The following is a 26,437-nucleotide window of genomic DNA, read 5'->3' as shown; positions in this document are numbered from 1 at the left end:
AGTGGTTTTTTCTCTACACGCCAAAGCGCTTAAACCACGCCAACATCGTTTGCCAACCATCCTCTGCCGCGGCGGCATGAAAGCTAGGACGGTAGTCGGCATTAAAGCCATGCCCCGCTTCATCATAAATCACCAGCTGAAACGGCTGCTGTTGGCGCTTTAGGGCTTCGCGCATCTGCTCAACGGACTCAAGGCTAATACCTTGGTCCTGGCCACCAAAAATACCCAATACAGGCGATTTTAATTGCTTCGCAATATCAATTGGCTGCTGTGGGTTCATCGCACTTTTAGCGCCAACCACACGGCCATACCACGCAGCACTGGCTTTCACTTTTGGATTGTGCGCTGCATATAACCACGTAATGCGCCCACCCCAGCAAAATCCAGTCACCGCCAAACGCGCCGGATCGCCACCGTTCTGCGCAGCCCAAGCGACAGTCGCATCCAAATCACGCAAAACTTGCGCATCAGGAACTTGACTGACGATTTCTTTAATTAGCGTACTCACATCGGCAAATTGCCGAGGATCACCTTGGCGGAAATAAAACTCAGGCGCAATCGCCAAAAATCCCAACTTCGCCAAGCGACGGCATAAATCTTGAATATGCTCATGCACACCAAAGATTTCTTGAATCACAATCACCGTCGGCAATGCGCTTGTCGCATTTTCAGGTTGAGCGCGAAAAGCGGGCAAATCGCCAATTTGAACCCAACCCGTCGTCAAACCGGCACTGTCAGTTTGCATCGTTGAAGCCGCAACAGGCTGCACTGCTAAGGCAAAGCCCGTTAAAACACTGGCTTGCAAAAATGAACGCCGCGAATCAATTTTCATCCGAAATTTTCCCAAAGGTTCATAAAGATCAATGATGGACTATCGCAATATTTGCACATAATGATCGACCAGCAAAGCAGCAAACAGCCATGAGAGATAACTAATCGAATAACGAAACAAAGCTTTAGCCAATGCATCACTCGGGCTTCGATACAACTGCCAAGCTCGGCGTAAAAAGCCGAAATTAAGCACCAACACGGCACATAAATACAGCCACGATGAAAATCCCAAAGCCAGCGGCAGCAGCGTCGTCGCCGCTAAAATCCATGAGTACAGCCAAATCGCCAAACGCGTAAACGGCGCGCCATGCGTCACAGGCAACATCGGCAAACCCGCGCGGCGATAATCGTCCAGCCGATACAGCGCTAGCGCCCAAAAGTGCGGCGGCGTCCACGCGTAAATAATCAAAAACAATACAGCGGCTTCAGGTGGTACCGTGTTCGTCATCGCCGCCCAGCCCAGCACCGGTGGCATTGCACCTGCCGCGCCACCAATCACAATATTCTGCGGCGTTCTTGGCTTTAACCACTGGGTATAGACCACAGAATAAGCAAGGAAAGTGGCTAGCGTTAGATACATAGTCAGTGTATTGACGAATGCCGCCAAAATCAGCAGACCGACTACCGTACAAAATATCGAGTACGCCGCAGCCAGTTGCCATGAAATCGTTCCTTGCGGCAAAGGGCGTAGGTGCGTTCTCACCATCAAAGCATCGCGCTTACGCTCAAACACGCAATTGGCCGCCGCCGCGCCGCTCGCCACCAAACCAATTCCCAAACTCGCTGCGATCATCACTTGCCAGCGTGCCACATCGGGTACGGCCAGCAGCATGCCGATTAAGGCGCAAAACACAATCAAAGCGACAACGCGCGGCTTGCCTAGCCGATATAAATCAGCACCGCAATTGGATGCAATCAGCGCAAAACTACTCATGGTGTGCTCCTAGCGATTTCAGGCTGAAAATGAGGTGCTGATTGATTAGAGCGTGCGCTACGCGGTGTCAACGTAAGCCCATAAATAAGGATGCCCAGCAGCAGTGCCGCACCGCCGTTATGCGCCACCGCCAAAGACAGCGGCAATGAGGCCAACACATTCGCAATCCCTAAGCTCACTTGCAGCAATAATGCGCCAGCTAATGCCCAAGCCAAGCGAGGTTGCACATTACGCAAGCGATAAATTAGAACGCCGACCAAGGCCAGCACCAGCATAGCGCCGACGCGGTGCAGCCAATGGATCGCCGCCAAATGCTCAATAGTTAGCAGTTCACCTGCCACATCACGGCCAAGTTCTCTATCGGGTCGTAGCGCGGCCAGCAAACCTTGCGGAGCGGTGATTTGGCCTTGGCAAAGCGGAAAATCATTGCACGCTAAACCCGCGTAATTGGTCGAAACCCAACCGCCGATGATGATTTGTACTATGACCGCCAATAAAGCAACAAAAAACCAAGGCCGTAAATTGGCTAACACAGATATTGGGCGTCCCAAGTAGCGCGCTGCCAGCGCAATCAAAAGCGCCAGCAAAGTCATCCCACCAATCAAATGCGCCGTCACCACGCCAGGCATCAGCTTCAAGGTCACCGTCCACATTCCCAGTAGGGCTTGAAACACAACCACCACCAATGGCAAAACAATTAGCCACGGCGCTAAGCCCAAACGTTGCCGCTGCCGCCACAAAACAACAGTGAGCGCCAGCACCAGCACACCCAAGATACCCGCCGCATAGCGATGAATCATTTCTTTCCAGCCTTTATGCGGGACAATTTCGCCACCAAATTGCTGCTGCGCTTGATGGATTTCATGCGCTTCATCCGGCGCTGTCAGCTGTCCGTAGCATCCTGGCCAATCCGGACAACCCAAGCCTGCATCGGATAAACGCACATACGCGCCGAGCATCAAAAGACCAAAAGTCCAAGCAATCACCACTGCAAACAGCCATTTAATTTGCATTTAATCACCGTGCATTCAAATTAGGTTTCAAAAACGATGCAGCGGATTTCCTGCCTAAGAATTAGCAGGAATCAACTAGCCTAAACCACGGTTATTTTTCAGAATTTTGCCGATCTCACGGATCACTTTTTGCCGCCCAAGGACTTGCGCTAATTGCTCTGGCGGATAAAAAATAACCGCATTGCCATGCGGATCAATTAAATACAGCCCCACTGAGAATTGCTGCGGCAAGGTGCTGTCGCAGGCGGCGACGCTGCGAATACGCTCACGCTCTTTGCCTTGTGCGATTTGCAACTGCTGCGCGCTTTGCGCCAAACTGTGCAAGCTCGCCGTGCAGCCCGCTGGATCGTGCGCGACCAAACGCCATTGTGCATCGCGGCTGAGTGCAGGCTGCGCCAGCAACTGCCCATAGCTCTGCCCTCCTTGTACCTGCCCATTGCTCCATAGCCATTGCGCTAACACGATAGGCGCAATACATAAGCCAAGTATTGCCAGCAAGATCAATCTAGATTTAGTCTTTAGTAGCATACCCCGCCTTTGTCGCACGATAAAAACGCAACCACAAAAACACGCCAAACGCGCTCATCAACCACCAGCTTAGCGCATACGCCAAATGGCGCTCGACAACAAAAGGTTGATCCATTTTCAACGGCCGTACACCCAGCGGCGCGTCTCTGGCAATGCCGTAGACAGTCGGCACCGCTAAATGCGCCCACGCGGCAAAGCGGCCTAAATCTAGATTCTGGAACACTCGCCCTTGAATCGGTGTATCTCCCAATTCGATATAACGTGGCCAAGGCTGAGCCACAATCCGTGGCGTGCCGACAGCGGGTGGCGGCGTTAAACGTTCACTAGGCGACCACCAGCCACGGTTCACCATCACAATGCGGCCGTCTTTAAGCTGAAACGGCGTAATCAAGTGATAACCCACTTTGCCATCCAATACGCGCTGATCAAGCATGATTTCGGCCTGAGGAAGCCATTGACCTTCGAGCTGTAATAAGCGCCAAGGCGGCGGAATACCTTGCGACCAGCGTAATTCTGGCAAGGCTTGCTGCGCGGCAACTTCACTGAGCAAGGTCTGTTTTTGCTGCGCACGCCACAATTGCCAAACACCAAGCACCGCAGTGAGCGCCACCAAAGCCGCCAAGAAAAATAAAGCCGCGTATTGACGCTTGCGCAAAATCTGGCGACTTGGCCTAGTCTGATGAGCTGGAGGGTTAGATATGAAAATCGTCGTCATCATTGTGCTCCTTGCCATCATCTTGCTGATGGGACAAGCCTTAACTCGGCTGATCCGCGGTGCTTCGCATGGCCTGTTACTAGCATTAACTTGGCGCGTAGGATTATCCATCGCGCTGTTTCTATTTCTTATACTAGCTGGCTTTATGGGCTGGATTCGACCAAATGCCTGAGCGGTGAATATCTTGCTTTAAGCGTAATTACGGTTTATTAACTTTTGATTCTTAGAGCATGCTTTAAAAGTAGCGAGCGCCCGTCAGAACGACGAGGCCGGAGCGCAGGAACCGGAATGTACGCCTTGTACATGAGGATTCCGAGTACCGCCCGACTCGTTATCACGGGATGCGCAGCACTTTTAAAACATGCTCTTACAGCCAATACACTAAAATAAACAGCAGCAACCACACCACATCCACAAAGTGCCAATACCACGCCGCGGCTTCAAAACCAAAATGATGCTGCGGTGTGAAATGCCCTTTTTGCACGCGGAACCACATCACAGCCAGAATCAGCGTGCCGACTAACACGTGCATTCCATGAAAACCCGTCAGCAGATAAAACGTCGCGCCATACGCGCCTGATGACAAAGTCAGGTGCAGCTCGCTCCATGCATGATGGTATTCATACATTTGCAGACTTAAAAACAGCGTTCCCAACAGCACCGTAATGCCAAGGCCTGCGCTCAATTGCCCACGTTTTTCATTTATGAGCGCCCAATGCGCCCATGTTAAGGTCGCTCCCGACGTCAGTAAAATCGCCGTATTAATCGCAGGCAGCCCCATTGCCGCCATCGTTTGATAGCTTGACGTTTTCGGGCCAGTCGCTAGCGGCCAATCAGAATGAAATTGCGGCCAGAGCAAACTTTGCGTATCGCTAAAAAAGCCCAGCTCAGGCACTGAAATTAGCCGCGTATAAAATAAAGCACCAAAAAATGCGGCAAAAAACATAATCTCAGAAAAAATAAACCAGCTCATTCCCCAACGAAATGAATAATCGACTTGCTGACCATAACTGCCGCTTTCAGATTCACGAATCACATCGCCAAACCAGCCAAACAGCATCCACAACAAAATCGCAAAACCGAACAACAAGCTCCAATTACCGATGCTCATCTGATTAATACTAAATGCAGCGCCCAATCCAAGAAAAAATAAAGCGATTGCCCCCACCACTGGCCAGCGCGATGGGGCTGGCACATAATAATGTGCATCGTGAACGCCATTCTCTACATTCATTGCCCACCTCCGTGCGCCACGAGATACTGCGCCAAACTCATGATTAACAAGGCCAAAATAACCGCACACATCACACCAGCAACGATAAAATAAATCGGTTTAATCGGTGTTTTCTCTGCATTGCGACGGCTTTGTACGCCAAAAAATCCAGCCAAAACGGCTTTGATTGCAGCCAAAGGCGAACTCATGACGTGCCCTCGACCGCTTGCAAGCTATACGACAAAGTCGCTGCGCCCATTTCGGCAGGAAGCTGATCAGCCACCAGCAACACCACAGTGACTTCCCGCCGCTCATTGGCTTGTAAAACTAATTCATCAAAACAAAAGCATTCCAGTTTTTGCAGCAACCCTGCTGCACGAACAGGCGCAAAGCTAGGAATCGCGCGTAATTTAAGTGGCTGATCCGACGTATTCACCAGCAAAAATCGCGCCTTCACCACACCACCGGCTTTTGCCATTTGCACAGCATCTAAAGCCTGAATCGTCGCCGGTACACCACTGGCGACATTGGTATCAAACTCCAGCCGCAATGCCGCGCCCGATTGCGTAATCGACGCCTGCGCTTGATCAATGCCTAATGCCTTACAAAAAGCCCCATACATCGGCGATAAAGCATAGCCAAAACCAAACATCAGCAGCGCAATGACCGCCAATCTAATCGCCAATTTCTGATTACGTAGCGCCAAATTAGTCATGTGTTCTCTAAAGGTATATTCAGCTAGGCAACTATTTTTAACGAATAGAGCCAATTACCCATTCAAAATAATCTGCCTAACAATCACCAGCGCAAAAAATACAGCGGCCAGTAAAACCAGTTTTAATGCGGTTTTTTGATTGCTACTCATGCTTAATGCTCCACTGCTTGCGAACGCAATCCGCGCTGAACTGTTGCTAAATCAGGCGGCGTTTCCCAAGTATGATGCGGCGCTGGCGAGGCCACCTCCCACTCCAAAGTATTGCCGCCTTCCCATGGCGAGGCCGGTGCGGGGCCGACGCCGCCCCGAATGGTATGAATTACATTGAATAGAAAGAAGATTTGCCCGATCCCAAAACAGAACGCGCCCACGCTGGCGATAGCATTAAAATCGGTGAATTGCAGTGCATAATCGGGAATCCGGCGCGGCATGCCGGCCAGACCTAAGAAATGCATTGGGAAAAAAGTGACGTTGAACCAAATCATTGACCACCAGAAATGAAACTGGCCGCGACCTTCGTGATACATATAGCCGGTCCATTTTGGCAGCCAGTAGTATACGGCTGCAAACAAGCTAAATAGAGCGCCAGCGACCAATACATAGTGAAAATGCGCCACCACATAATAAGTGTCATGCATTTGTGTATCGACAGGCGCAATCGATAAAATCAGCCCCGAGAAGCCTCCAACGGTAAACAGACACACAAAACCAATCGCAAACAGCATCGGCGTTTCAAACGTCAAACTGCCCTGCCACATCGTTGCAATCCAGTTAAACACTTTCACACCGGTTGGCACGGCAATCAGCATCGTCAAAAACATAAAAAATAGCTGCGCCGTCGCTGGCATCCCCACGGCGAACATATGATGCCCCCACACCATAAACGACAGAATCGCAATCGAGCAGGTGGCGTATACCATTGAAACGTAGCCAAACAGCGGCTTACGAGAGAATACTGGGATGATTTGGCTGACAATCCCAAACGCAGGCAAGGCCATAATGTAGACTTCGGGGTGACCGAAAAACCAGAAAATATGTTGAAATAAAACCGGATCGCCGCCACCAGCGGCTTTAAAGAAATGCGTATCAAAATGCCGATCCGTCAGCAGCATCGTCACCGCGCCGGCCAATACCGGCGCAACGGCAATCAGCAAATACGCCGTGACCAGCGAAGTCCACGCGAACAATGGCATTTTCAGCAAAGTCATCCCCGGCGCACGCATATTGAGCACCGTCGTGATGATGTTAATTGAGCCCATAATCGACGACAATCCCAGCAAATGAATGCTAAAGATCGCCAAATCCATACCCATGCCGCTTTGAATCGACAGCGGTGGATACAAAGTCCAGCCGCCCGCCGCCGCGCCGCCCGGTACAAATAATGAAATAATGAGTAGCGCGGCAGCCGGCGGCAGCAACCAAAAACTCCAGTTATTCATTCGCGCAAATGCCATATCCGGCGCACCGATCATCAGCGGCAACATCCAATTAGCCAACCCAGTAAACGCAGGCATAATCGCGCCGAACACCATAATGATGCCGTGCAACGTGGTGAGCTGATTGAAAAACTCGGGCTGCCAAAACTGTAATCCAGGCTGGAATAGCTCAGCACGAATTCCCAGCGCCATCACGCCACCGGTAATAAACATCGTAAAAGCAAACCACAAATACAGTGTGCCAATGTCTTTATGATTGGTTGCATACAGCCAGCGCCGCCATCCGCCATGATGGGCTTCGGCATGCGGTTCGTGATCGGAATGCTGCAAAGTCTCTGAGCTCATCATCCGTCCTTATTTTCTCGCCGCACGAATTTCTGCTGGCATCACGATATCGGCCTGATTGCCCCAGCTGGTTCGCTGATAGGTCAGCACAGCCGCCAACTCCACGTCTGACAATGCCACCCAACTTGGCATGGCATTTTTGCCCACCAACACCAGTTCGATATGAGCAGCTTTAGCGCCTGTGGCAATTTTAGAGCCCGCAATCGCGGGATACGCTCCGCCGCCCACGCCATTCGATTTATGGCACGCCGCACAATTGGCCTCGTAAACTTGCTTGCCGCGCACAATCAGCTCATCACGCGACCAGACTTTATTGGGATCATCTTTGGCGGCCTTAGCGAGCGCCTGCTGCTGTGCGGTCCATTTGGCAAAATCGGCTTGAGAAACCACATTGACCACAATCGGCATAAAAGCATGATCTTTGCCGCATAATTCAACGCACTGGCCACGGTAAGTACCGATTTTTTCAGCTTTAAACCAAGTGTCTCGAATAAAACCAGGAATCGCGTCTTGTTTAACGCCAAACGCAGGAATTCCCCAGCTATGAATAACGTCATTACTCGTCGTTAGAATGCGAATTTTCTTGCCAACGGGAACCACCAGCGGCGCATCCACTTCCAGCAAGTAATGCCTATTTTTCTCTTCAGCAGTCCCTCTAAAATTCTCAATCTGCTCGCGTGGCGTAGCAAGTTTGCTTTTGAAACCAAAACCATGATCTAGATAGTCATACGACCAAAACCACTGAAATCCGGTGGCTTTAATGGTGAAATCGGCGTCGCGGGTGTTTTTTTGCGCCAGTATCACGCTGGCGGCAGGCCACGCCATGCCGAGTAAAATAATGGCGGGGATCAAGGTCCACAGGATTTCAACCCATGTATTTTCATGAAAAGGTTTGGCTTCATGCCCTAGCGATTTTCTATGGCGCAAAATGGCATAAAACATAAAGCCAAACACTAAGAAAAAAACCACAAAAATAACCAGCATTAACCAAGTGTGTAGTGATTCAATTTGCCGCGCGATCCCCGTTACTGGCGGCTGAAAAGTCCAAATAGCCCCGGCCCAAGCCTCTTGTGCCGCAAGTACAGCCCCTACTCCCAATCGACTCCAGCGCATTCAAATCCCCCAGCTGACTTGTGCTTTCACAGTAGCCGAGTTTTCCCAACACGCAAGTCATTGAATTAATTGGCAAGTTGCTGCACCGCAGCAATGGCCGCTTATCTGAAAATATAGAAATTCAGACCAAGTCCAGCTATCAAAAATAAATCGCACGCAGTGCGTGCAGCCTTTGGGAGGGCTCATCATGGACTTACACTTAAACGAACTCGATCAGCATTTCACACTACCAGTGACACGGAAAATCACCGCCGATCGCCCCTTAATGTGGCTCAAAATGGGCTATGCCGATATGATCAAACACCCATTACCCAGCCTAATGTATGGCTTATTGATTGCGTTTATAGGAGCAATGCTACTGCTACTTTCAGGTAACAATGCTCATCTTTTAACCACCGCGATCACTGGTTTTTTATTGATGGCTCCGCTAGGTGCTGCTGGGATTTATGAACTCACTAGCGAGCGAGATGAAGGGCGTGAAACTTCATTTTCACAATCACTTCATGACCTGTATAAAAACGGCGGTCAATTGGCCTTTTTAGGGGTTATCTTGGCCATGATTGCAATTGCTTGGGAGCGTGCATCTGCGATTTTATTTGCGCTAATGTTCTCTGGTCAGCCAATCGGCTCAAGCTCAATTATCGGCACACTGCTTGGCGAAATGCTGCCATTTACATTAATCTGGGCAGCAGCAGGCTTTGTTTTGGCCTGCTTAGTTTTTGCGCTAACCGCCGTGTCCATTCCATTATTGGCTGATCGAGAAATCGACAGCGTCACCGCGATGATGACGAGTTTGCGCGCAGTCACCGAAAATATCCCAGCAATGGCCGTGTGGGCAGCGATTTTAGTGGGACTGACCGCAATTGGTTTTGCCAGCTACTTAATTGGCTTAATTGTCATTTTCCCGCTGCTTGGTCATGCAACTTGGTATGCTTACAAGGAACTGATTGAGTGAAAAAACCGTAGCTCTGCATCTTGACGTAAGTCATAAATACTGAGCGTGTGCGGGATATTCCCGATTTGGGCACTGCCCCTTAGCCTTTAGCATGGCCGTTAAATTAAAAACATTTAACGGCCTTTTTTATTATTTCGGAGAATATTCAATGCATTTTGAACTGCGCAAATTGATGCTAGCCACCACGCTAGCCTTGCTTGCTGGCACGACGCTCGCTGCCAATAAGACTTTGATTTATTGCTCCGAAGCAAGTCCCTCCGGTTTTGATCCAACTCGCCAAGTGACTGGTGGCGATTTTGATGCTTCTGCCGAAACGATTTTTAACCGCCTAACTGAATTCGAGCGCGGCTCAACGCAAATTCGCCCTGGCTTAGCAGAAAAATGGGATGTATCGGCTGATGGTCTGACATATACATTTAATTTGCGTAAAGGCGTGAAGTTCCACACCACGCCGTATTTCAAACCAACGCGCGAATTTAATGCCGAAGACGTTGTCTTCACTTTCCAGCGCATGATTGATAAAAATCATCCGTTTAATAAAGCCGCGCCCGCTGATTTCCCTTATGTTTCTGACATGAGTCTGGATAGCAATATTGTCGCCATCGAAAAAGTCGATGCGCATACTGTTCGCATCAAACTCAAAACCGTTGATGCCGCTTTCTTGCAAAACTTGGCGATGTCATTTGCGTCTATCCACTCCGCAGAATACGCAAATCAATTACTCAAAACCGGCAAAGCCAACCAGATCAATACGCAGCCGATTGGTACTGGCCCATTTGTTTTCAAATCGTACCAAAAAGACGCCAGCATTCGTTATGACGGTAATCCTGATTACTGGCGCAAAGGCGAAGTCCAGTTGGATAAACTGATTTTTGCCATCACGACAGATCCTTCAGTTCGTTACCAAAAATTGCAAAAAAATGAATGCCAAGTGATGGCTTACCCGCGCCCTGCGGATTTGAAAGCGATTCAAGCCAATCCAAAATTAAACTTACTGCAACAAGCAGGCTTTAACCTCGGTTGGCTTAGCTACAACGTGCAGCACAAACCAATGGATAAATTGGAAGTTCGCCAAGCGCTTGATATGGCGATCAATAAACCAGCGATTTTGGCCGCAGTCTACCAAGGCGCAGGCCAGCCAGCGACCAATCCAATGCCGCCAACGCAATGGTCTTACAATAAAAAATTGAAAGACGCGCCTTACGATCCAGTCAAAGCGAAAGCCTTGCTGAAAAAAGCGGGCGTCGCTGAAGGCACTGAAATCACGCTTTGGGCAATGCCAGTGCAACGCCCTTACAATCCAAACGCCAAATTAATGGCCGAAATGATTCAAGCCGATTGGGCCAAAGTGGGCATTAAAGCCAAAATCGTTAGCTACGAATGGGGCGAATACATCAAGCGCGCTAAAGCCGGCGAGCACGACACCTTGATGATTGGCTGGACTGGCGACAATGGTGATCCTGATAACTGGCTGGGCGTAAATCTGGGCTGTGAAGCTGTGGGTGGTAACAATTACTCACGTTGGTGCAATAAAGAATTCGATGATTCTGTTGTCAAAGCCCGCACGCTAACCAATCAAGCCGAGCGCACCAAGCTGTACGAAAAGGCGCAAGAAGTCTTCAAACGTGAATTGCCATTTACGACGATCGCCCATTCAACGGTGTATCAACCCGTGAGCAAATCAGTGGAAGGTTTTAAAGTGAGTCCGTTTGGTTTAAATTCATTTTATGGCGTCACAGTAAAATAAGTCGCGCTGCAAAAACTTTAACGTAACCAGCAGTTCCGCCCAGCCTTTCACAGGCTGGGCTATTCCCACCTTTTAAGTACTAAGTTAAGCCACAAGCAGTACATTCAGTACGGCAAAGGCGCAATACTTTGACTTAAACCTTATCTAAGCCCGTGCCACTTTTCACGGGGAGAGTGCTTATGTTTAGTTTTATCTTCAAGCGCATCTCAGTCGCAATTCCTACCTTTTTGGGTATTACGCTACTGGCCTTTGCGCTGATTCATATGATTCCGGGTGATCCCGTCTTGCTCTTAGTCGGCGAGCGCCGACTTGATCCCGAGTTCTACCGCGCCGCGATGCAACGCATGGGGCTGGATCAACCCTTGTACGTGCAATATTGGGATTATCTCGTCAAGTTATTGCATGGCAATCTGGGCGAATCCATCGTCACGCACGAACCGGTTTTTGCCGAATTTCTCAAATTATTCCCCGCCACGGTTGAGCTTTCAGTCTGTGCGATGCTATTTGCCGTCGTCTGTGGCTTGGCCGCTGGCATGCTGGCGGCAACGAAACGCGGCACGATTATTGACCATACCGTGATGGGCGCAGCGCTCACCGGTTATTCGATGCCGATTTTCTGGTGGGGCCTAATCCTAATTATGCTGTTTTCAGTACATCTGGGCTGGACACCTGTTTCAGGCCGCCTTGCATTGGAATATGACATCCCGCCCGTCACGGGCTTTATGTTGATTGATACTTTGCTATCAGGTGAAGAAGGCGCGTTCAAATCAGCAGTGATGCATTTAATTTTGCCATCGATTGTCTTAGGAACGATCCCGATGGCCGTCATCGCTCGCATGACACGCTCATCGATGCTGGAAGTGCTGCGCGAAGACTATATCCGTACGGCACGCGCGAAGGGTCTTTCGCGTTCGCGCATTATTATTGTTCACGCACTACGCAACGCGTTGATGCCTGTCGTTACCGTCATTGGCCTGCAAGTCGGCACGCTATTGGCTGGCGCGGTACTCACCGAAACCATTTTCTCTTGGCCCGGCATTGGTAAATGGCTGATCGATTCGATTGCGCGCCGTGATTATCCCGTCGTCCAAGGTGGTATTTTGCTCATCGCCACGATGATTATTTTTGTTAACTTGCTGGTTGATATCCTGTATGGCGTTATCAATCCGCGCATTCGTCACGCGAGGTAAGGTGAAATGCAAACCATAGCCTCTACACCTACTACTGAAGTTCAATTCTCACATCCATCGCCACTAGCTGAATTTTGGCAATCGTTTCGCGCCAATCGCGGCGCACTCATCGCCTTGCTGTATTTTTCCTGTTTAGTTTTAGTGGCAGTATTTGCCTCTGTGCTAGCGCCACACAGCCCTATCGAGCAATACCGTGATGCTTTTCTAACTCCGCCAGCGTGGTTAGAAGGCGGCTCTTGGAAATTTATTCTCGGCACCGATGAAGTGGGCCGCGATATTTTGTCGCGCCTTATGCATGGCTCGCAATTATCACTCACCATTGGTTTGGTCTCGGTTTTGCTGTCACTGATTCCCGGCGTGATTCTCGGCCTAATCGCCGCGTTTTATCCGGGCAAAATTGGCGATGCGATCATGCGGCTGATGGACGTGATGCTGGCCTTACCGTCTTTGCTCTTAGCGGTGGCGATTGTTGCGATTTTAGGCCCAGGCCTCACCAATACGATGTTGGCGATTGCGATTGTATCGCTACCCTCTTACGTACGTTTAGCGCGCGCATCGGCGATGACTGAATTGCACAAAGACTATGTGATTGCCAGTCGTTTGGCGGGTGCGGGCCAATTGCGCCTGATGTTCAATACCGTATTACCTAACTGCATGGCGCCTTTAATTGTGCAAGCCACGCTGGGATTTTCTGCGGCGATTTTGGATGCCGCCGCACTGGGCTTTTTGGGTTTGGGCGCACAGCCGCCGCTACCTGAATGGGGCACGATGCTGGCATCAGCTCGGGATTACATCGAAAGCGCATGGTGGGTGGTGACCATGCCCGGTATTGCGATTTTGATTACCGTCATCGCACTTAATTTGATGGGCGACGGGCTGCGTGATGCGCTCGACCCGAAACTGAAAAAACTGGCGTGAGGTCAATAAGATGAGTTTATTAGACATCCGCAATCTGAATGTGACATTCGGCAACATCAGCAGTGGCAGCAATCCTTTCCGTGCGGTTTCTGGCCTTGATTTAAGCATCAATACTGGCGAAATCATCGGGATTGTCGGCGAATCAGGTTCAGGAAAATCGGTCACGATGCTGGCGATGATGGGCTTGATTGACGCGCCCGGCATTGTTACTGCCGACGCGCTGACGTTTGCAGGGCAAGATCTCATCGGGATGAAAGCGTCGCAAAAACGCCAAATCATTGGCCGTGATATTGCGATGATTTTCCAAGATGCACTGACTAGCTTAAATCCAGCGTATACCGTTGGCTACCAGCTAATGGAAACCCTCAAGCAACATACCCCACTGCGCGGTGCCGCATTAACCGCACGCGCTTTGGAATTGCTAGAGCAAGTTGAAATCCCTGACGCCAAATCACGCCTGAATGCTTATCCACATCAACTCTCCGGCGGCATGAGCCAACGCGTGATGATTGCGATGGCGATTGCCTGTAAGCCCAAACTGTTGATCGCCGACGAGCCGACCACCGCACTCGACGTGACAGTGCAAGCACAAATCATGGAGCTGCTGGTTAATCTGCAAAAGCAGAATGATATGGCGCTGATTTTAATCACCCATGATTTGGCCGTCGTCGCTGAAATCGCCGAGCGCATGGTCGTTATGTACGCCGGTGAAGTCGTCGAAACCAGCAAAACCGACGCGCTATTCGCAGCGCCGCGCCATCCGTATACACAAGCGCTGCTCAGCTCGATTCCAGAGCACAGCAAAGGCGCGCGCCGCTTAGCTACGCTCGCCGGTGTTGTGCCGGGGCAATACGATAGACCCGTCGGCTGCTTACTCAGCCCGCGCTGCCCATACGCCAATCAAACCTGTATTGAGCAAAAGCCACCGCTAGTACCCATAGCATGTACCAGCGTGCGCTGCTTTACACCATTAGACTCTGACGGTATACCTAGCCATGAGTGATACTATTCGAACGCCCATTCTGATTGCCAAAAACCTCTCTCGGCATTACCACGTCGGGCGCGGTTTTTTAAAAGGCACCGCCACGGTCAAAGCGCTGAACGATGTGTCGTTTGAACTCTTTGCCGGTAAAACCCTCGCCGTCGTCGGTGAATCGGGCTGTGGAAAATCGACGCTGGCGCGCCAACTCACGCTGATCGAAGAACCGTCATCGGGTCATTTAATGATTGATGACATCGATATCGCGACAGCGGGTAAAAGCGCGCTGAAAATTTTGCGTCCAAAAGTGCAAATGGTGTTTCAAAATCCATTTGCCAGCTTAAATCCGCGCAAAACAATCGGCGATATGCTCAGCGAACCTTTGCTACTCAATACCGAATTGAGCGCCGAAGAGCGCAAAACCCGCGTTCACGAGATGCTCAAAACGGTTGGTCTGCGCCCTGAACATTATCATCGCTACCCGCATATGTTTTCTGGCGGCCAGCGCCAGCGGATCGCCATTGCGCGCGCGATGATGTTGCAACCGGCGGTACTCGTTGCCGACGAGCCAACTTCGGCGCTCGACGTGTCGATTCAAGCGCAGATTTTGAATCTGTTTATGGATTTGCAAGATCAGCTCGGCACGGCCTATGTATTTGTTAGCCATAATCTCGCCGTCGTTGAGCACGTCGCTGACGACGTGATGGTGATGTACTTTGGCAGCACCGTTGAATATGGCCCGAAAACGAGTATTTTCGAGCAGCCTTTGCATCCATATACACGCGCTTTAATGTCGGCAACACCGGCGATCCGCGCCGAAAATCGGCGTGAGAAAGTGAAATTGATCGGCGAATTACCTTCACCGATCAATCCACCACAAGGCTGTACTTTCCACACACGCTGCCCGTATGCCAATGCGCATTGCAAGGCTGAAGTTCCTGCATTGCGACCGTTTGCTGGCCGCATGATCGCCTGCCACCGCGTAGAGGAAATCGGAACAATCTAAGGCCACCGTTGCGCTAAGTCTTTGTCATTTAATCTATTTTTCACCGTCCATGACAAAGCAAATACAGAAAAGCATTGACGCAGCGCAGTATCAACTATATAGTTCGGCCTCTCTGTCGCGGGATGGAGCAGTTGGCAGCTCGTCGGGCTCATAACCCGAAGGTCACAGGTTCGAGTCCTGTTCCCGCAACCAGACCTACTTCGCAAGCCAAGTCGAAGTTTGTAGAGCAGCAAAACAGTCGCGGGATGGAGCAGTTGGCAGCTCGTTGGGCTCATAACCCAAAGGTCGTAGGTTCGAGTCCTACTCCCGCAACCAAACACTCTAAGCCACTGATTCATGCTTAATTGGATCGGTGGTTTTTTAGTTTCTGCACGTTGTATTTTTCAGCAGAAACCCAGTACAGACGCGGGATGGAGCAGTTGGCAGCTCGTTGGGCTCATAACCCAAAGGTCGTAGGTTCGAGTCCTACTCCCGCAACCAAACACTCTAAGCCACTGATTCATGCTTAATTGGATCGGTGGTTTTTTAGTTTCTGCACGTTGTATTTTTCAGCAGAAACCCAGTACAGACGCGGGATGGAGCAGTTGGCAGCTCGTTGGGCTCATAACCCAAAGGTCGTAGGTTCGAGTCCTACTCCCGCAACCAATAAAAAAACCTAAGCCTCAAGCTTAGGTTTTTTTGCGTCCTGATTTCCTCTCCTAAATACACATCAATACCATAACTATGTATTACCACGTAGCCATTACTCTATAGGGATTACATAGAGATACCCATTATAAAGCTTACTTCACAGACAGCTAAATAGCGCGTTGTAACAGCGCTTAAAAACTTGTGAATTCAAAAGCAATAATCGGAGTGTTTGCCGATTGCTAGCGGTGTAAAGTAGGGATTAATGACTTCGCTCTCTGCCAGGGAATAACTTAATGCCTAAGCAAACGACCCAACTTGCTTCTGACACCCTCCGCGACTCGCGCTGGTTGGCGGTGACTGGGCGCGATGCAACGCGCGATGGTGACTTTTATTACGCGGTCAAAACGACCGGCGTGTATTGCCGCCCTTCCTGCGGCGCACGTACGCCTAGACCGGAAAACGTACAATTTTTTACTACGCCCGATGACGCCGAACAAGCAGGGTTTCGCGCCTGCAAACGCTGCCGCCCAAGGCAAGCGCCGCTGACTGAGCAATACGCCGAACTCATCGCAGACCTGTGCCGCCATATCGAGCAAGCCGACACGCCGCCAAGTTTGGCTCAATTAGCCGAACTGGCGCAGTTAAGCACTTTTCATCTACACCGCATTTTCAAAGCGATCACCGGCATCACGCCCAAGGCCTACGCCACCGCGCATCGTTCCAGCAAAGTGCGGCAGCAATTAAGCAGCGGCAGCAATGTCACCGAGGCGATGTATGCGGCGGGCTATAACTCGAACGGCCGCTTTTATGCCGAATCGGATCAAATGCTGGGTATGAAACCCGCTGCGTTTCGCTCTGGCGGCACCAAAATGCAAATTCATTTCGCCGTTGGCGAATGCTCGCTGGGCGCGATTTTAGTGGCTGCCAGCGAGCGCGGGATTTGTGCGATTTTGATGGGCGACGATGCACAAATGCTGATTGAAGATTTGCAAAATCGTTTCGCTAAAGCTGATTTCGTCGGTGGCGATACCGCGTTTGAGCAATGGGTGGCGCAAGTGGTCGGTTTCGTTGACATGCCTAAACTGGGGCTAAATCTACCGCTGGATATTAGCGGCAGCGTCTTCCAGCAACGCGTTTGGCAAGCGCTACGCGAAATCCCCGTCGGCAGCACGGCGAGTTATTCCGAGATTGCACGCCAAATCGGCCAGCCCAAATCAGCCCGCGCCGTCGCACAAGCCTGCGCCGCCAATCCACTGGCAGTCGCCATTCCCTGCCATCGCGTGGTGCGCAATGACGGTGGCTTATCAGGGTATCGTTGGGGAATCGAACGCAAACGCGCGCTACTTGAATGCGAGGCCAAAACATGAAGGCTCCGCTCATATTGTTGATTAGGTATGTGAATATAGATCTTGTTAATAATTGGCTACAGAGTAATACCCACAACAATCAATCTAAGCGGCATTCAGCTCTAAGGCCTGCTTTGGGGATTATTTTGCATGGCGCAACATCATCAACTGTAACCTTAAGCCATGAACTCAACAATGCCCCCCCTCGATGACGAATGATTTATTTGCCGACGATGCGGCAATGCGCAACACGGTACTCAGCGACGGCGCGCTCTTGCTGCGCGGTTTTGCACTGGATGCAGCGCGCAATTTACTTGGCTGTGTTGACGACATTACCCGCGCAGCACCATTTAGGCAGATGCTCACGCCCAGTGGAGTGATGTCGGTGGCGATGAGTAATTGCGGCCAGTTTGGCTGGATCAGCGACCAGAACGGCTATCGCTACAGCGCGCTTGACCCACTCAGCGGTCAGCCATGGCCAGCGCTACCCATAGCGCTGCTTGATCTAGCGAAAAATGCAGCCGCGAAGGCGGGATTTAAGGATTTTTCCCCCAACGCCTGCCTCATCAATCGCTATGCGCCAAGCGCAAAAATGGGGCTGCATCAGGATAAAAACGAAGGTAATTTTAGCGCGCCGATTGTGTCGATTTCACTCGGCCTGCCCGCGATTTTTTTGTGGGGCGGCCTGCAGCGCAGCGATCCAGCAATGCGAGTCCCGCTCGTTCACAGCGACGTTATCGTATTTGGCGGCGCATCCAGATTGCGCTATCACGGCGTACTGACGGTCAAAGACGGCATTCACCCTGCCACCGCAGCTTGCCGAATCAACTTAACACTACGCCAAGTTCGTGTAGCCAACACGCAGCGCGTTTGCTGATGCAAAAATAGTGCTGTAGGTATATCTACCCAGAGCTTATCCAACATTGTTTAGATAGATATACCCTTAAAGCCAACATCAAGGCTTATTGGATTCAATAACTAGAAAATAACTAGCCACAGCGACACGCCTGCGCTTAAGCATCTCGCCGAATATCCAGTAACTCGTTCAATTGACCCAAAGTCGAATCATCTTTAATCACCGAGCTGAGCCATTCTTCCAAGCTCATTTCCGCCCATTTTGCCGCGCGCTCGGCCAGTAGTGCCACTGGGCTGTGCGGTTCGTGCTGACGGAAATATCGGGCAACTTCTTGCAGCTGGCGCACTGCGTCGGCGCGATTTTGAATTGGGCCATGGGCGACAGCAGCTGTATAAACAGCTTGCGGGGCGTGATGTGCGGGGGCGGCAGGATTGGACATAGTCTCGACTACTTTAGAGGCGATTGGTGCAGTGAGTAGGCTGCCCGTAGCAACTGGTACAACTGGCGCGGCAGGAGCAGGCTCACCCCATTGCAGGCGCAGGCGGTTAACGACTTCTTGGCAGGCATTGAGTGCATTGCGTAGCTCGGCCAAGCCGGGCGCGGCATGCGCAAAGCGCGCGTCTATCCGTGCATCAAAAGCTTGATAAGCAGCTTGTGCTTGCTCAAGCTGCGCGTGCAGCTGATGAAACCACGCAGAGCCACTGGCATTCACGCTTTTATTAAACACATCGCCAGACAGCTTGCCCTCAGCAATAGCGTGTTCTTTGGCTTGATAATCTTTCAGGCCGATATTTTCAACATCGCGCGATTCCTGCCAGTGGTGCCAGTGATAGCCGCCATGATGCGGATCAGTGAGCGGCACTTCACGTAACGCCATGCCTAGCTGGCTATTGCACCACTCTAATTTGCCCACGCGCTCGTCTAAATCATCGGCATCAAATTCGGGATAGCACGTTTCCCAATATTGTTCAAGCATGCCGTCGAGCAGCTGCAAAGCCAATTGCGCGCCCGAAAAACCACGGGTTTTAACCAAGGCTTCGCCATACCAAACGGCGAGCTGCAAATCTTTACTTTGCTGGCTGAGGCCTTGTTCACACAGCTGAATGACTTTGTTCCAATCGGCCGTTTTAAGCTGCTGCCCCCATTCGCCTTGCGACAGCGTTGGATCATCGGCACGGCGCGCTTCGCGAATTTGGTCAAACAATGGCGAATAGCCAAGATCTTGGCCGGCGACTTGATCGGCACTAATCGGTGCAAGAAGTAGCGCTAATTTTTCTGGAATATTCATATCGATTAAAGCTCTTGTCTAACAAAAAGTCTGGCTTGCGGCCCAAGCGCCTTATTGTGAATCACACAATTGTGCAAGGCGAGTGAGATTACTCACTCAGGGTAACAAAAACTTTCATAATTACGCAGCAGTAGCAGATAATGTCAGCCTTATGCAACACGCTGCGGGCTCGAATATGAGCCTGATTGCACGGAAGTTGCTCTATCTGAGGAAGCTGTGCCCGCATGCTAGATTCATTACTACCGTATTACGAGCGCGAGCTGAGCTTATTGCGCGAATTATCGGGTGAATTTTCCCGCCGCTACCCCAAAATTGCAGGCCGCCTGCAATTAGAAGGCGATCAATGTGAAGATCCGCACACCGAGCGTTTGATTGAATCGTTTGCCTTTTTAGCGTCGCGAATCCACAAAAAACTCGATGATGAATATCCAGAAGTCGCAGCCAGCTTTTTGGATGTCTTGTATCCGCATTATTTACGCCCAATTCCATCGTCCAGCATTGTGCAATACGAGTGCGATCCCGCCCGCCCAGAAATCACCAAGCGCTACACGATTGCGCGTGGCCAAGCGGTGCATGCGCCCGCCATTCAGGGCATTACCTGCAAATTTCGCTCGTGTTATCCAGTCGATCTGTATCCGCTCTCGCTCACGAGCGCCAAAATCGAACTCTGTAGTAGCTCAACACGCCTACGACGTATTGCCCCCGATGCCGCAGCCATATTAACGTTTGAGCTAGATACCCATGCGGGACTGCCGATTGCGGATATTGATTTGCAATCGCTGCGCTTTTTCTTGGATGGTGAACCAGCACTGATGCACTTGGTGTATGAACTTTTACTCTCCGATACGCTGAGCGTGCGCGTCGGTGATGGCAGTGATGATCCGAGCGTCACGCGCTCCTTGCCCGCATCGGCCTTGCAACCCGTCGGCTTTGGCCGCGACGAAGGCATGCTGGAATACGATGAGCGCTCGTTCTTAGGCTATCGTTTACTGACCGAATATTTTAGTTTCCCCGATAAATTTTTATTCGTTGAATTGCAGCAATTAGCCTCCGTCACGCGCGCCATTCGTGGTGGCAAACTGGTGATCCAGTGCTTGATTAAACGTTGGCCCGATACCGAACGCCACGCTCGACTATTGCACCATTTGCAGGCTACGCATTTCAAATTAGGCTGCACGCCGATTGTGAATTTGTTTGTGCACCAAGGCGAACCGATCCGCGTCACGCACCAAAAAGCCAGCTATCCCGTCATCGCTGATGCGCGCAAACAGCAAGCGTTTGAAGTGATGCAGCTACGTAAAGTCGTTCGCGTCGAAAAAACCGGCAGCAATGAAAGCAGCGAAGAAGTGTTGCCGTTTTACGCAATCCGCCACGGAGTGGATCAAGCGGGGCCTAAATTTTATTGGCACGCCAGCCGCGAAGCCTCGCCTCGCCCAGATGATAAAGGCACTGATTTAGAGCTGCATTTGGTCGATTTAGATTTCGATCCGGTGCGCCCGAGTGCCGAAGTATTAAGTATTGAAATGCTCTGTAGCAATCGTGATTTACCGGAAATGATCCCATTTGGTGGTAATCAATCAGGCCAGCATACCGATTTCACTTTGCCTGGGCATTCAGTCGTCAAGCGCGTTCGCCTGCTGCGTAAACCGACGGCCAGCTTGCGCCCACCACAAAAACGCGGCCTGCAATGGCGTTTGATTTCGCATCTATCGCTCAATTATTTATCGCTGATTGAATCTGGACGCTCGGCGCTGCAAGAAATGCTGGTTCTGTACAATCAAACCGATTCAGCAGTGAATACCAAACAAATTCAAGGCATCAGCGAAATCGCCAGCGCGCCCGCAGTCACTCGCGTATTGGGGCGCGATTTTGCCGGCTTTGTGCGCGGCACCGAGATCGTTTTAACGCTCGACGAAAGTTATTACGTCGGCGGCAGCGTGTATTTATTTGCCAGCGTGTTAGAACGTTTCTTTGCGCTGTACTGCGCGCCCAATAGCTTTACGCGCCTGCGCGTGAAAACCAAACATCAAAATGAGGACGTAGCCACATGGCCAGCCCGAGCCGGCGAAGCCCTCGTCATTTAGAAGAAGAGCTGCTTGCCAATCCCACGTCCTACCGCTTTTTTCAAGCGGTACGGATTTTAGGGCTCACCGCCAAAAAGCGCGGCGAGCGTCGCGGCCCGCTGCCTGAGCGCCTGCGCTTTCGGACGATTGCCAATTTAGCCTTCCCCGCCAGCGAAATGACGCGCTACAGCAATGTGGCGACGACAGACGGCGCGCTGAATGAATTAGAAATTGCATTTATGGGCCTCACCGGCCCCAGCGGCGTGCTGCCGACCAGTTATACCGAGCTATTAATCGAGCGACGCCAGCAGTTCCGCGATCCAACTTTGCATGCTTTTCTAGATATTTTCAGCCACCGCGCCGTGGCTTTGTTTTATGCCGCGTGGAAGAAATATCGCTTTTGGCTGCATGTCGAAAGCGGCGAACCCGATGGATTTAGCCGCAATCTGCTCGATTTGGGCGGCATGGGTCTGGCCGCCTTGCGCTCACAAATGGGGCAAGGCGCGCAACAAGATGAAAGTTTGTTTATTTATTACGCAGGGCTGCTCAGCCAAAAACCAATCTCGGCGCAAGCATTAACCACTTTAATCGAAGGCTTTTTTGGCTTTCGCGCCGAGCTAGCGCAATTTGCTGGGCAGTGGATGAAATTACCCAGCGCAGAACAAAGCCAGCTCGGCGGTCAATTTTGCGAGCTAGGCATTTCGGCCTTTGCGGGCGATCGCGTGTGGGATCGACAAACCAAACTCAATTTAAAATTAGGCCCGCTACGCTGGGCGCAATTTGACGCGCTACAAGCTGGCGGCGACGGCGCAAAAGCGCTGCAAGCCTTTTTAAAATTCACCCTCGGCCACGGTCTGGCTTGCGATGTTACCTTGATCCTCGATCAGCGTGACGTCCCCACCGCACAGCTCAAACCAGAACAAGGCCTACGCTTAGGCGGCAGCTGCTGGCTAGGCAAAATCGACCATCATCCGAATGATATGCAGTATTGTTTGTTGGCATAGGCATACCGATCACGATGCTTATTGGCTCCCCGCAGAAAATAAAATTCAAATACTGTTCGGCAACCGCCAAATGCCATAAATTGCCCCTGCAAGCGACAGCAGAAAAATGAACCTCAAAGTGGAGAAGCAACTAAGCCTTTACATTACTTCCGCGTGTTGAGTTGCATTTGATTTCTGCGCTTGTTGTTTGCGGGATGGCGCCTTACAAATCACTTCCTTTTTATTGGTATTGCCGTCCGAATAGAAGATCGTTCGATAACGGAAATAACTGCCGTTGGGCTCACGCGCCTTTAAGGAAGAATGCATAAACCATGCGCGTGAATCATGGATATGGTTGTCATAAAAAGCGACTAGCTCAGCGTTTTCTGGCTTAATCAGCTCGGCATACTGCTCCTCACCTTCCTCCCTAAGGTCGCCATATTCACTCCCGCAATCTTCGCTAAAAACGCGAGTAAATCCCAGCGCAAACGAGGCAAGCCCACCGGTAAATGATTGTGGCCGGTACTGGCCTAGGTAATGCTTTTCAAATTCATCCGCCGCCTCGCGTAGCTGGGTTTGATCGCGTGCAGGCTCAAATGTTTTGGCTTTATTGGGCTTATATGGTGCGGTTTGCTCTGGATCCTGTGGATTCCTCAAAACGACCGGTTCAGCATTAGTTGATGGGGCTTTACTCTGTTTTTCCCATTCCTTCTTCTGCTGCTCAATCAGCCATTCTGGGTCATCCTTGGCTTGGCGATAATAATCGGCCTGGCTTTGCCCTTGCCCATTCGGCTGAATGCGGTTATTCGCATCACGCAAACCGCCGGCATAACGCAAAATTCGCCACGCAGTCAGTTGTGCAGTTTGGCGCATTAATAACTCATCCACTGAAGCATCACCACCAGCGACCGCTCGCCAACGATTAAAACGACTGATTAATTGATTTTTCAGGTCAAACTCTTTTTCTGTGTGGTCATCCATCCATCGCCAACTTTCTATCACTGCCAATTTGTCAGGATGAGCATTAAATGCATCATTCCGTTTAATTTGCAGCGGCGCACCTGCGGCAAAAGCCAGACGATACATGTGATGCAAACCCAATTGCGAGATGAGCAAACCTTGCTCACCCATCGCCTTACCCTGATCGCCCGGCGGATAACCACCGCCAACGTCTGAATGCACGCCCGGATAAACCCACTCACCGATCACCGAGGCAGGATAAGAGCCATCTTTTTTTCGCACAGAATCAACAGGAAAACACAGGCGCTGCTCGTGCGCGCTCACAAAATGCGCGCACGAATGCACTTGTAGCAAGTTAGTATCATCGGGCAGCTGCATACTGTCATCGGCCCAATCCATATGTCCTTCGGCACCACCAACCACACTGGCAAGCCCAACCGACGCAACCGTATCAAACAAACCCAGAAATTGAATCGAAATTGGAATCTGAGTCGTACCCAGCAAACCCTTACCACACACCTCAGCCAAACGCCCAACAAAAGCCCGCGCTTCGGCAGCTCCACGCGAAAATCCATACACAAATAACTTAATTTTCAATACCTTAGGCGTATAACTCTGCAATTGTGCCTCGATGGGGGCCAAGGCCTCTGTCATTGCTGCCACGCGTTCTTTTGTCGTGGCCCGGCGGTATTCATTCACATTGCCGCGCTGGCTTCTGGCTTGCACTTCTGTTACTTCCATTTTGCGAATCAAGGCCTTTGCCGCAAGAAGATCAAAGATACCTAGCCCCACACTTCGACGTAACGCATCAATCAAACGCGTCATTCCCCACAAGATCCGCCGCTCGCCTCCGCTGGCGTATTTCAGGCCATCAGGATCAGGTTTTTGTTCATCAATCTCGACAAACTGAGTGCCGACGCCTTGCACGTAATAAGTAAAATAGCCACATTTAACAGCGTCATCATCGTTAATCGTGGAATGGAATAGTCGCGCTACATTACTTGTATTACGTGGTTGCGCCTTACTATCCGACTCTTGATGATTATTTGTCCCATCAAAAAACAAACTAATATTTAGCACCTGATCACAAGGCGCAGCCTTTCCTTCCGCCCGCGCGGCCATACACGACTCGCTGATTTCTTCCTGCTGCTTACGGCGCTGCGCCAGTACTTCAGCTAGATCAGTCGGCAAATAGCCTTTAGCTGGGAATACAGGCGCTAGCTGTGCGCTAGAAGCAACTATCGTTTTAGACATGATAAATCCCCCCCTGCGGCACGGATCCACTCGACTTTTCTATTCGGACCTCCCGTCGGCAAATTATTTTCAATCCGATTGAGTTCATTGCAATCAATAATGGTAGTGACATCGTTGCAAGGTAAGAAAATTACTTTCACAAGACAAATTTCCTGATACTTCGGCAAAGCAATCGTCTTCTTGTGCTGGGTGTATTGCGCTTCGTGAATCCGATACCAATCATCAACTTTATCGTTGCTCGTTCCATTTGCGTTATAAGCCGGTTTTTTCACGCCACCAGGATTGAGGCCTGGGCTAGGATCAACCGTCCATGTAATTTCTGCTGTTTGCCCCGCCTGCCATTGCGCTGGAATGCGTACGCAGCACGTTTGCCCACCGCCCGCACTCAGGCCTTCACCATTAAAACTCGCATCTGTAATCCGAATTTTCGTATCCGTTTGAACTACTTCGGTCGGCACGCCGGTGTATTGGATTTTCGGTGTCGCGCTGCATGCGCTGAGTACAATTAAAATCGGCACAAGACACACTGCGCGCAGGGAGAACATATTCATAACAAGACTCAGAAAATTTAAAAAGTGGTTTTCTTAAATAAGATAAACAGCTTTACCTTAGGGTATCAATACATAGCCAATTAAATAATTGGCCTACAAGCCTATACCCACAAGAATAAAGGTTAATTTTGGCCATACACGATCCAGTAACTTCTGCCTGCTGTTTGCGACGTTGCGCCAGCACCTCATTCAAATCAGTCGGCAAATAGCCTTCGAATGAAAATGTAGGGGCAAGCTGATCACTCGCACGACTTATGGTTTTAGACATGACAAATCCCCTCCGACGCGATGTGCATACTCCACTTCCCACGCTTGGCCGCCTGGTAAATTCCTTCCAATTTGATTGACCTCATTACAATCAATCACCACCGCCACATCATGTACAAGGTAAAAAAACGACACGCATCGTACAAATTTCCTGATACTTCGGCAAAGTAATCGTCTTCCTGTGCTGGGTGTATTGCGCTTCGTGAATCCGATACCAATCGTCGACTTTGTCGTTGCTCGTTCCATTTGCGTTATAAGCCGGTTTTTTCACGCCACCAGGATTGAGGCCTGGGCTAGGATCAACCGTCCATGTAATTTCTACTGTTTGCCCCGCCTGCCATTGCGCTGGAATGCATACACAACACGTTTGTCCACCACCCGCACTCATGCCTTCCCCATTAAAACTTGCACTTGAAATTCTAATTTTGGTGTCGGTCTGCACCACTTCGGTCGGCACGCCGGTGTATTGAATTTTAGGTGTCGCGCTGCACCCGCTTAGCATCAGCACGGAGATCATGCTATATCGCACAAAAGAATGCCGACACAACTTAGCCTGTATTGCTCTGGAGAGCATATATTTAAGTAGATCCATGGCAATACC

Annotated in this window: 26 protein-coding genes, 4 tRNA genes and 1 other RNA gene; 15 read left to right on the top strand and 16 right to left on the bottom strand. The window is 50.6% G+C overall.

Going from position 1 to position 26,437, the window contains the following annotated elements:
• Positions 1-13 precede the first annotated feature (13 nt).
• From Q320_RS0115600 to Q320_RS21060, 5 genes are all read right to left on the bottom strand, one after another.
• Positions 14-832 (bottom strand): dienelactone hydrolase family protein, encoded by an 819-nt coding sequence (locus tag Q320_RS0115600; RefSeq protein WP_035854003.1) that lies wholly within the window; start codon positions 830-832, stop codon positions 14-16.
• Positions 833-871: 39 nt separating this feature from the next.
• Positions 872-1,765: a heme o synthase gene (cyoE, locus tag Q320_RS0115595; protein ID WP_027469763.1), complete on the bottom strand. Its 894-nt coding sequence runs from the start codon at positions 1,763-1,765 to the stop codon at positions 872-874.
• A complete protein-coding gene (locus tag Q320_RS20215) occupies positions 1,762-2,778 on the bottom strand; it encodes a COX15/CtaA family protein (protein WP_084282701.1) in 1,017 nt (338 codons plus the stop codon). The genes cyoE and Q320_RS20215 overlap by 4 nt, the downstream gene beginning before the upstream one ends.
• A 75-nt stretch (positions 2,779-2,853) precedes the next feature.
• On the bottom strand, positions 2,854-3,306 hold the full coding sequence (locus tag Q320_RS0115585; RefSeq protein ID WP_156939089.1) for a hypothetical protein: 453 nt from the start codon (positions 3,304-3,306) through the stop codon (positions 2,854-2,856).
• On the bottom strand, positions 3,290-4,024 hold the full coding sequence (locus tag Q320_RS21060; protein ID WP_169734467.1) for an SURF1 family protein: 735 nt from the start codon (positions 4,022-4,024) through the stop codon (positions 3,290-3,292). Before Q320_RS21060 ends, Q320_RS0115585 begins: the two co-directional genes overlap by 17 nt.
• On the opposite strand from Q320_RS21060, the gene Q320_RS0115575 reads away from it, so the two are divergent.
• Positions 4,005-4,193 (top strand): DUF2909 family protein, encoded by a 189-nt coding sequence (locus tag Q320_RS0115575; RefSeq protein ID WP_027469761.1) that lies wholly within the window; start codon positions 4,005-4,007, stop codon positions 4,191-4,193. The genes Q320_RS21060 and Q320_RS0115575 overlap by 20 nt on opposite strands.
• Positions 4,194-4,252: 59 nt before the next feature.
• Here Q320_RS0115575 and Q320_RS21395 read toward each other — a convergent pair.
• The 6 genes from Q320_RS21395 to coxB all read right to left on the bottom strand — a co-directional run bounded on the left by Q320_RS21395 (position 4,253) and on the right by coxB (position 8,843).
• Positions 4,253-4,326, bottom strand: a non-coding RNA gene (locus Q320_RS21395) — sX9 sRNA.
• A gap of 62 nt (positions 4,327-4,388) precedes the next feature.
• Positions 4,389-5,255, bottom strand: coding sequence for a cytochrome c oxidase subunit 3 (locus Q320_RS0115570; protein WP_027469760.1), 867 nt, complete (start codon positions 5,253-5,255; stop codon positions 4,389-4,391).
• Positions 5,252-5,443, bottom strand: a complete 192-nt coding sequence (locus Q320_RS0115565; protein WP_027469759.1) for a DUF2970 domain-containing protein — start codon at positions 5,441-5,443, stop codon at positions 5,252-5,254. The genes Q320_RS0115570 and Q320_RS0115565 overlap by 4 nt, the downstream gene beginning before the upstream one ends.
• The gene (locus tag Q320_RS21055) at positions 5,440-5,949 is read right to left on the bottom strand and encodes a cytochrome c oxidase assembly protein (protein WP_051534817.1); all 510 of its coding nucleotides are present in this window, start codon (positions 5,947-5,949) and stop codon (positions 5,440-5,442) included. Before Q320_RS21055 ends, Q320_RS0115565 begins: the two co-directional genes overlap by 4 nt.
• Positions 5,950-6,101: 152 nt before the next feature.
• Positions 6,102-7,730: a cytochrome c oxidase subunit I gene (gene ctaD / locus Q320_RS0115550; RefSeq protein WP_035854000.1), complete on the bottom strand. Its 1,629-nt coding sequence runs from the start codon at positions 7,728-7,730 to the stop codon at positions 6,102-6,104.
• A 9-nt stretch (positions 7,731-7,739) separates the two neighbouring features.
• Positions 7,740-8,843 carry a cytochrome c oxidase subunit II gene (coxB, locus tag Q320_RS0115545; protein WP_084282697.1) on the bottom strand — a complete coding sequence of 368 codons (1,104 nt, stop codon included), beginning with the start codon at positions 8,841-8,843 and terminating at the stop codon, positions 7,740-7,742.
• A 187-nt stretch (positions 8,844-9,030) separates the two neighbouring features.
• Between coxB and Q320_RS0115540 the strand changes: the two genes are divergently transcribed.
• The 12 genes from Q320_RS0115540 (at position 9,031) to alkB (ending at position 18,491) form a co-directional block, all read left to right on the top strand.
• Positions 9,031-9,798 carry a DUF2189 domain-containing protein gene (locus Q320_RS0115540; RefSeq protein ID WP_027469756.1) on the top strand — a complete coding sequence of 256 codons (768 nt, stop codon included), beginning with the start codon at positions 9,031-9,033 and terminating at the stop codon, positions 9,796-9,798.
• Between the two features lie 148 nt (positions 9,799-9,946).
• Positions 9,947-11,545, top strand: coding sequence for an ABC transporter substrate-binding protein (locus Q320_RS0115535; RefSeq protein WP_035853997.1), 1,599 nt, complete (start codon positions 9,947-9,949; stop codon positions 11,543-11,545).
• A 179-nt stretch (positions 11,546-11,724) separates the two neighbouring features.
• Positions 11,725-12,735, top strand: coding sequence for an ABC transporter permease subunit (locus tag Q320_RS0115530; protein ID WP_027469754.1), 1,011 nt, complete (start codon positions 11,725-11,727; stop codon positions 12,733-12,735).
• A 6-nt stretch (positions 12,736-12,741) separates the two neighbouring features.
• A complete protein-coding gene (locus Q320_RS0115525) occupies positions 12,742-13,653 on the top strand; it encodes an ABC transporter permease subunit (protein WP_027469753.1) in 912 nt (303 codons plus the stop codon).
• A 10-nt stretch (positions 13,654-13,663) separates the two neighbouring features.
• Complete coding sequence (locus Q320_RS0115520; protein WP_027469752.1) at positions 13,664-14,656, top strand: ABC transporter ATP-binding protein; 993 nt, start codon at positions 13,664-13,666, stop codon at positions 14,654-14,656.
• Positions 14,649-15,638: a peptide ABC transporter ATP-binding protein gene (locus Q320_RS0115515; protein WP_027469751.1), complete on the top strand. Its 990-nt coding sequence runs from the start codon at positions 14,649-14,651 to the stop codon at positions 15,636-15,638. Before Q320_RS0115520 ends, Q320_RS0115515 begins: the two co-directional genes overlap by 8 nt.
• Before the next feature lie 116 nt (positions 15,639-15,754).
• Positions 15,755-15,830 (top strand) — tRNA-Met (locus Q320_RS0115510).
• 47 nt (positions 15,831-15,877) lie between these two features.
• A tRNA-Met gene (locus Q320_RS0115505) sits at positions 15,878-15,953 on the top strand.
• 89 nt (positions 15,954-16,042) lie between these two features.
• Positions 16,043-16,118 (top strand) — tRNA-Met (locus tag Q320_RS0115500).
• Between the two features lie 89 nt (positions 16,119-16,207).
• Positions 16,208-16,283: transfer RNA gene (locus Q320_RS0115495), tRNA-Met, on the top strand.
• A 278-nt stretch (positions 16,284-16,561) separates the two neighbouring features.
• Positions 16,562-17,635, top strand: coding sequence for a bifunctional DNA-binding transcriptional regulator/O6-methylguanine-DNA methyltransferase Ada (ada, locus tag Q320_RS0115490; protein WP_027469750.1), 1,074 nt, complete (start codon positions 16,562-16,564; stop codon positions 17,633-17,635).
• A gap of 187 nt (positions 17,636-17,822) precedes the next feature.
• Positions 17,823-18,491: a DNA oxidative demethylase AlkB gene (gene alkB / locus Q320_RS0115485; protein ID WP_027469749.1), complete on the top strand. Its 669-nt coding sequence runs from the start codon at positions 17,823-17,825 to the stop codon at positions 18,489-18,491.
• A gap of 136 nt (positions 18,492-18,627) precedes the next feature.
• Here the strand turns inward: alkB and tssA are convergent, their stop codons facing one another.
• Positions 18,628-19,758, bottom strand: a complete 1,131-nt coding sequence (tssA, locus tag Q320_RS0115480) for a type VI secretion system protein TssA (protein ID WP_035853994.1) — start codon at positions 19,756-19,758, stop codon at positions 18,628-18,630.
• A 224-nt stretch (positions 19,759-19,982) separates the two neighbouring features.
• Here tssA and tssF point away from each other — a divergent pair, with 224 nt between their 5' ends.
• Together tssF and tssG are read left to right on the top strand one after the other, a co-directional pair.
• Complete coding sequence (gene tssF / locus Q320_RS0115475) at positions 19,983-21,842, top strand: type VI secretion system baseplate subunit TssF (RefSeq protein ID WP_027469747.1); 1,860 nt, start codon at positions 19,983-19,985, stop codon at positions 21,840-21,842.
• A complete protein-coding gene (gene tssG, locus Q320_RS0115470) occupies positions 21,806-22,825 on the top strand; it encodes a type VI secretion system baseplate subunit TssG (RefSeq protein WP_027469746.1) in 1,020 nt (339 codons plus the stop codon). Before tssF ends, tssG begins: the two co-directional genes overlap by 37 nt.
• Positions 22,826-22,963: 138 nt before the next feature.
• Here tssG and Q320_RS20200 read toward each other — a convergent pair whose 3' ends face one another.
• The 4 genes from Q320_RS20200 to Q320_RS0115455 form a co-directional block, all read right to left on the bottom strand.
• Positions 22,964-25,018, bottom strand: a complete 2,055-nt coding sequence (locus Q320_RS20200; protein WP_084282695.1) for a T6SS phospholipase effector Tle1-like catalytic domain-containing protein — start codon at positions 25,016-25,018, stop codon at positions 22,964-22,966.
• Complete coding sequence (locus tag Q320_RS0115460) at positions 25,003-25,569, bottom strand: DUF3304 domain-containing protein (RefSeq protein WP_027469745.1); 567 nt, start codon at positions 25,567-25,569, stop codon at positions 25,003-25,005. Before Q320_RS0115460 ends, Q320_RS20200 begins: the two co-directional genes overlap by 16 nt.
• Before the next feature lie 52 nt (positions 25,570-25,621).
• Entirely contained in the window at positions 25,622-25,837 is a 216-nt protein-coding gene (locus Q320_RS21665) for a hypothetical protein (RefSeq protein WP_156939088.1), read from the bottom strand.
• Between the two features lie 108 nt (positions 25,838-25,945).
• Positions 25,946-26,338: a DUF3304 domain-containing protein gene (locus tag Q320_RS0115455; protein WP_245591037.1), complete on the bottom strand. Its 393-nt coding sequence runs from the start codon at positions 26,336-26,338 to the stop codon at positions 25,946-25,948.
• Positions 26,339-26,437: the final 99 nt, after the last annotated feature.

This window comes from Deefgea rivuli DSM 18356 (assembly GCF_000620145.1).
Lineage (GTDB): Bacteria > Pseudomonadota > Gammaproteobacteria > Burkholderiales > Chitinibacteraceae > Deefgea > Deefgea rivuli.
This window is presented reverse-complemented; position numbering and strand designations above follow the sequence as displayed.

Coding starts and splice junctions, on each gene's coding strand:
- Q320_RS0115575 (WP_027469761.1), top strand. CDS start 4,005: ATGAAAATCGTCGTCATCATTGTGCTCCTTGCCATCATCTTGCTGATG.
- Q320_RS0115565 (WP_027469759.1), bottom strand. CDS start 5,443: ATGAGTTCGCCTTTGGCTGCAATCAAAGCCGTTTTGGCTGGATTTTTT.
- Q320_RS0115570 (WP_027469760.1), bottom strand. CDS start 5,255: ATGAATGTAGAGAATGGCGTTCACGATGCACATTATTATGTGCCAGCC.
- Q320_RS0115520 (WP_027469752.1), top strand. CDS start 13,664: ATGAGTTTATTAGACATCCGCAATCTGAATGTGACATTCGGCAACATC.
- Q320_RS0115460 (WP_027469745.1), bottom strand. CDS start 25,569: ATGAATATGTTCTCCCTGCGCGCAGTGTGTCTTGTGCCGATTTTAATT.
- cyoE (WP_027469763.1), bottom strand. CDS start 1,765: ATGAGTAGTTTTGCGCTGATTGCATCCAATTGCGGTGCTGATTTATAT.
- tssG (WP_027469746.1), top strand. CDS start 21,806: ATGGCCAGCCCGAGCCGGCGAAGCCCTCGTCATTTAGAAGAAGAGCTG.
- Q320_RS21665 (WP_156939088.1), bottom strand. CDS start 25,837: ATGTCTAAAACCATAAGTCGTGCGAGTGATCAGCTTGCCCCTACATTT.
- Q320_RS0115585 (WP_156939089.1), bottom strand. CDS start 3,306: ATGCTACTAAAGACTAAATCTAGATTGATCTTGCTGGCAATACTTGGC.
- tssA (WP_035853994.1), bottom strand. CDS start 19,758: ATGAATATTCCAGAAAAATTAGCGCTACTTCTTGCACCGATTAGTGCC.
- Q320_RS20215 (WP_084282701.1), bottom strand. CDS start 2,778: ATGCAAATTAAATGGCTGTTTGCAGTGGTGATTGCTTGGACTTTTGGT.
- ctaD (WP_035854000.1), bottom strand. CDS start 7,730: ATGAGCTCAGAGACTTTGCAGCATTCCGATCACGAACCGCATGCCGAA.
- tssF (WP_027469747.1), top strand. CDS start 19,983: ATGCTAGATTCATTACTACCGTATTACGAGCGCGAGCTGAGCTTATTG.
- Q320_RS21060 (WP_169734467.1), bottom strand. CDS start 4,024: ATGATGACGACGATTTTCATATCTAACCCTCCAGCTCATCAGACTAGG.
- Q320_RS0115455 (WP_245591037.1), bottom strand. CDS start 26,338: ATGCTAAGCGGGTGCAGCGCGACACCTAAAATTCAATACACCGGCGTG.
- coxB (WP_084282697.1), bottom strand. CDS start 8,843: ATGCGCTGGAGTCGATTGGGAGTAGGGGCTGTACTTGCGGCACAAGAG.
- Q320_RS0115535 (WP_035853997.1), top strand. CDS start 9,947: ATGCATTTTGAACTGCGCAAATTGATGCTAGCCACCACGCTAGCCTTG.
- Q320_RS0115540 (WP_027469756.1), top strand. CDS start 9,031: ATGGACTTACACTTAAACGAACTCGATCAGCATTTCACACTACCAGTG.
- Q320_RS0115600 (WP_035854003.1), bottom strand. CDS start 832: ATGAAAATTGATTCGCGGCGTTCATTTTTGCAAGCCAGTGTTTTAACG.
- Q320_RS0115515 (WP_027469751.1), top strand. CDS start 14,649: ATGAGTGATACTATTCGAACGCCCATTCTGATTGCCAAAAACCTCTCT.
- Q320_RS0115530 (WP_027469754.1), top strand. CDS start 11,725: ATGTTTAGTTTTATCTTCAAGCGCATCTCAGTCGCAATTCCTACCTTT.
- Q320_RS20200 (WP_084282695.1), bottom strand. CDS start 25,018: ATGTCTAAAACGATAGTTGCTTCTAGCGCACAGCTAGCGCCTGTATTC.
- Q320_RS0115525 (WP_027469753.1), top strand. CDS start 12,742: ATGCAAACCATAGCCTCTACACCTACTACTGAAGTTCAATTCTCACAT.
- ada (WP_027469750.1), top strand. CDS start 16,562: ATGCCTAAGCAAACGACCCAACTTGCTTCTGACACCCTCCGCGACTCG.
- Q320_RS21055 (WP_051534817.1), bottom strand. CDS start 5,949: ATGACTAATTTGGCGCTACGTAATCAGAAATTGGCGATTAGATTGGCG.
- alkB (WP_027469749.1), top strand. CDS start 17,823: ATGACGAATGATTTATTTGCCGACGATGCGGCAATGCGCAACACGGTA.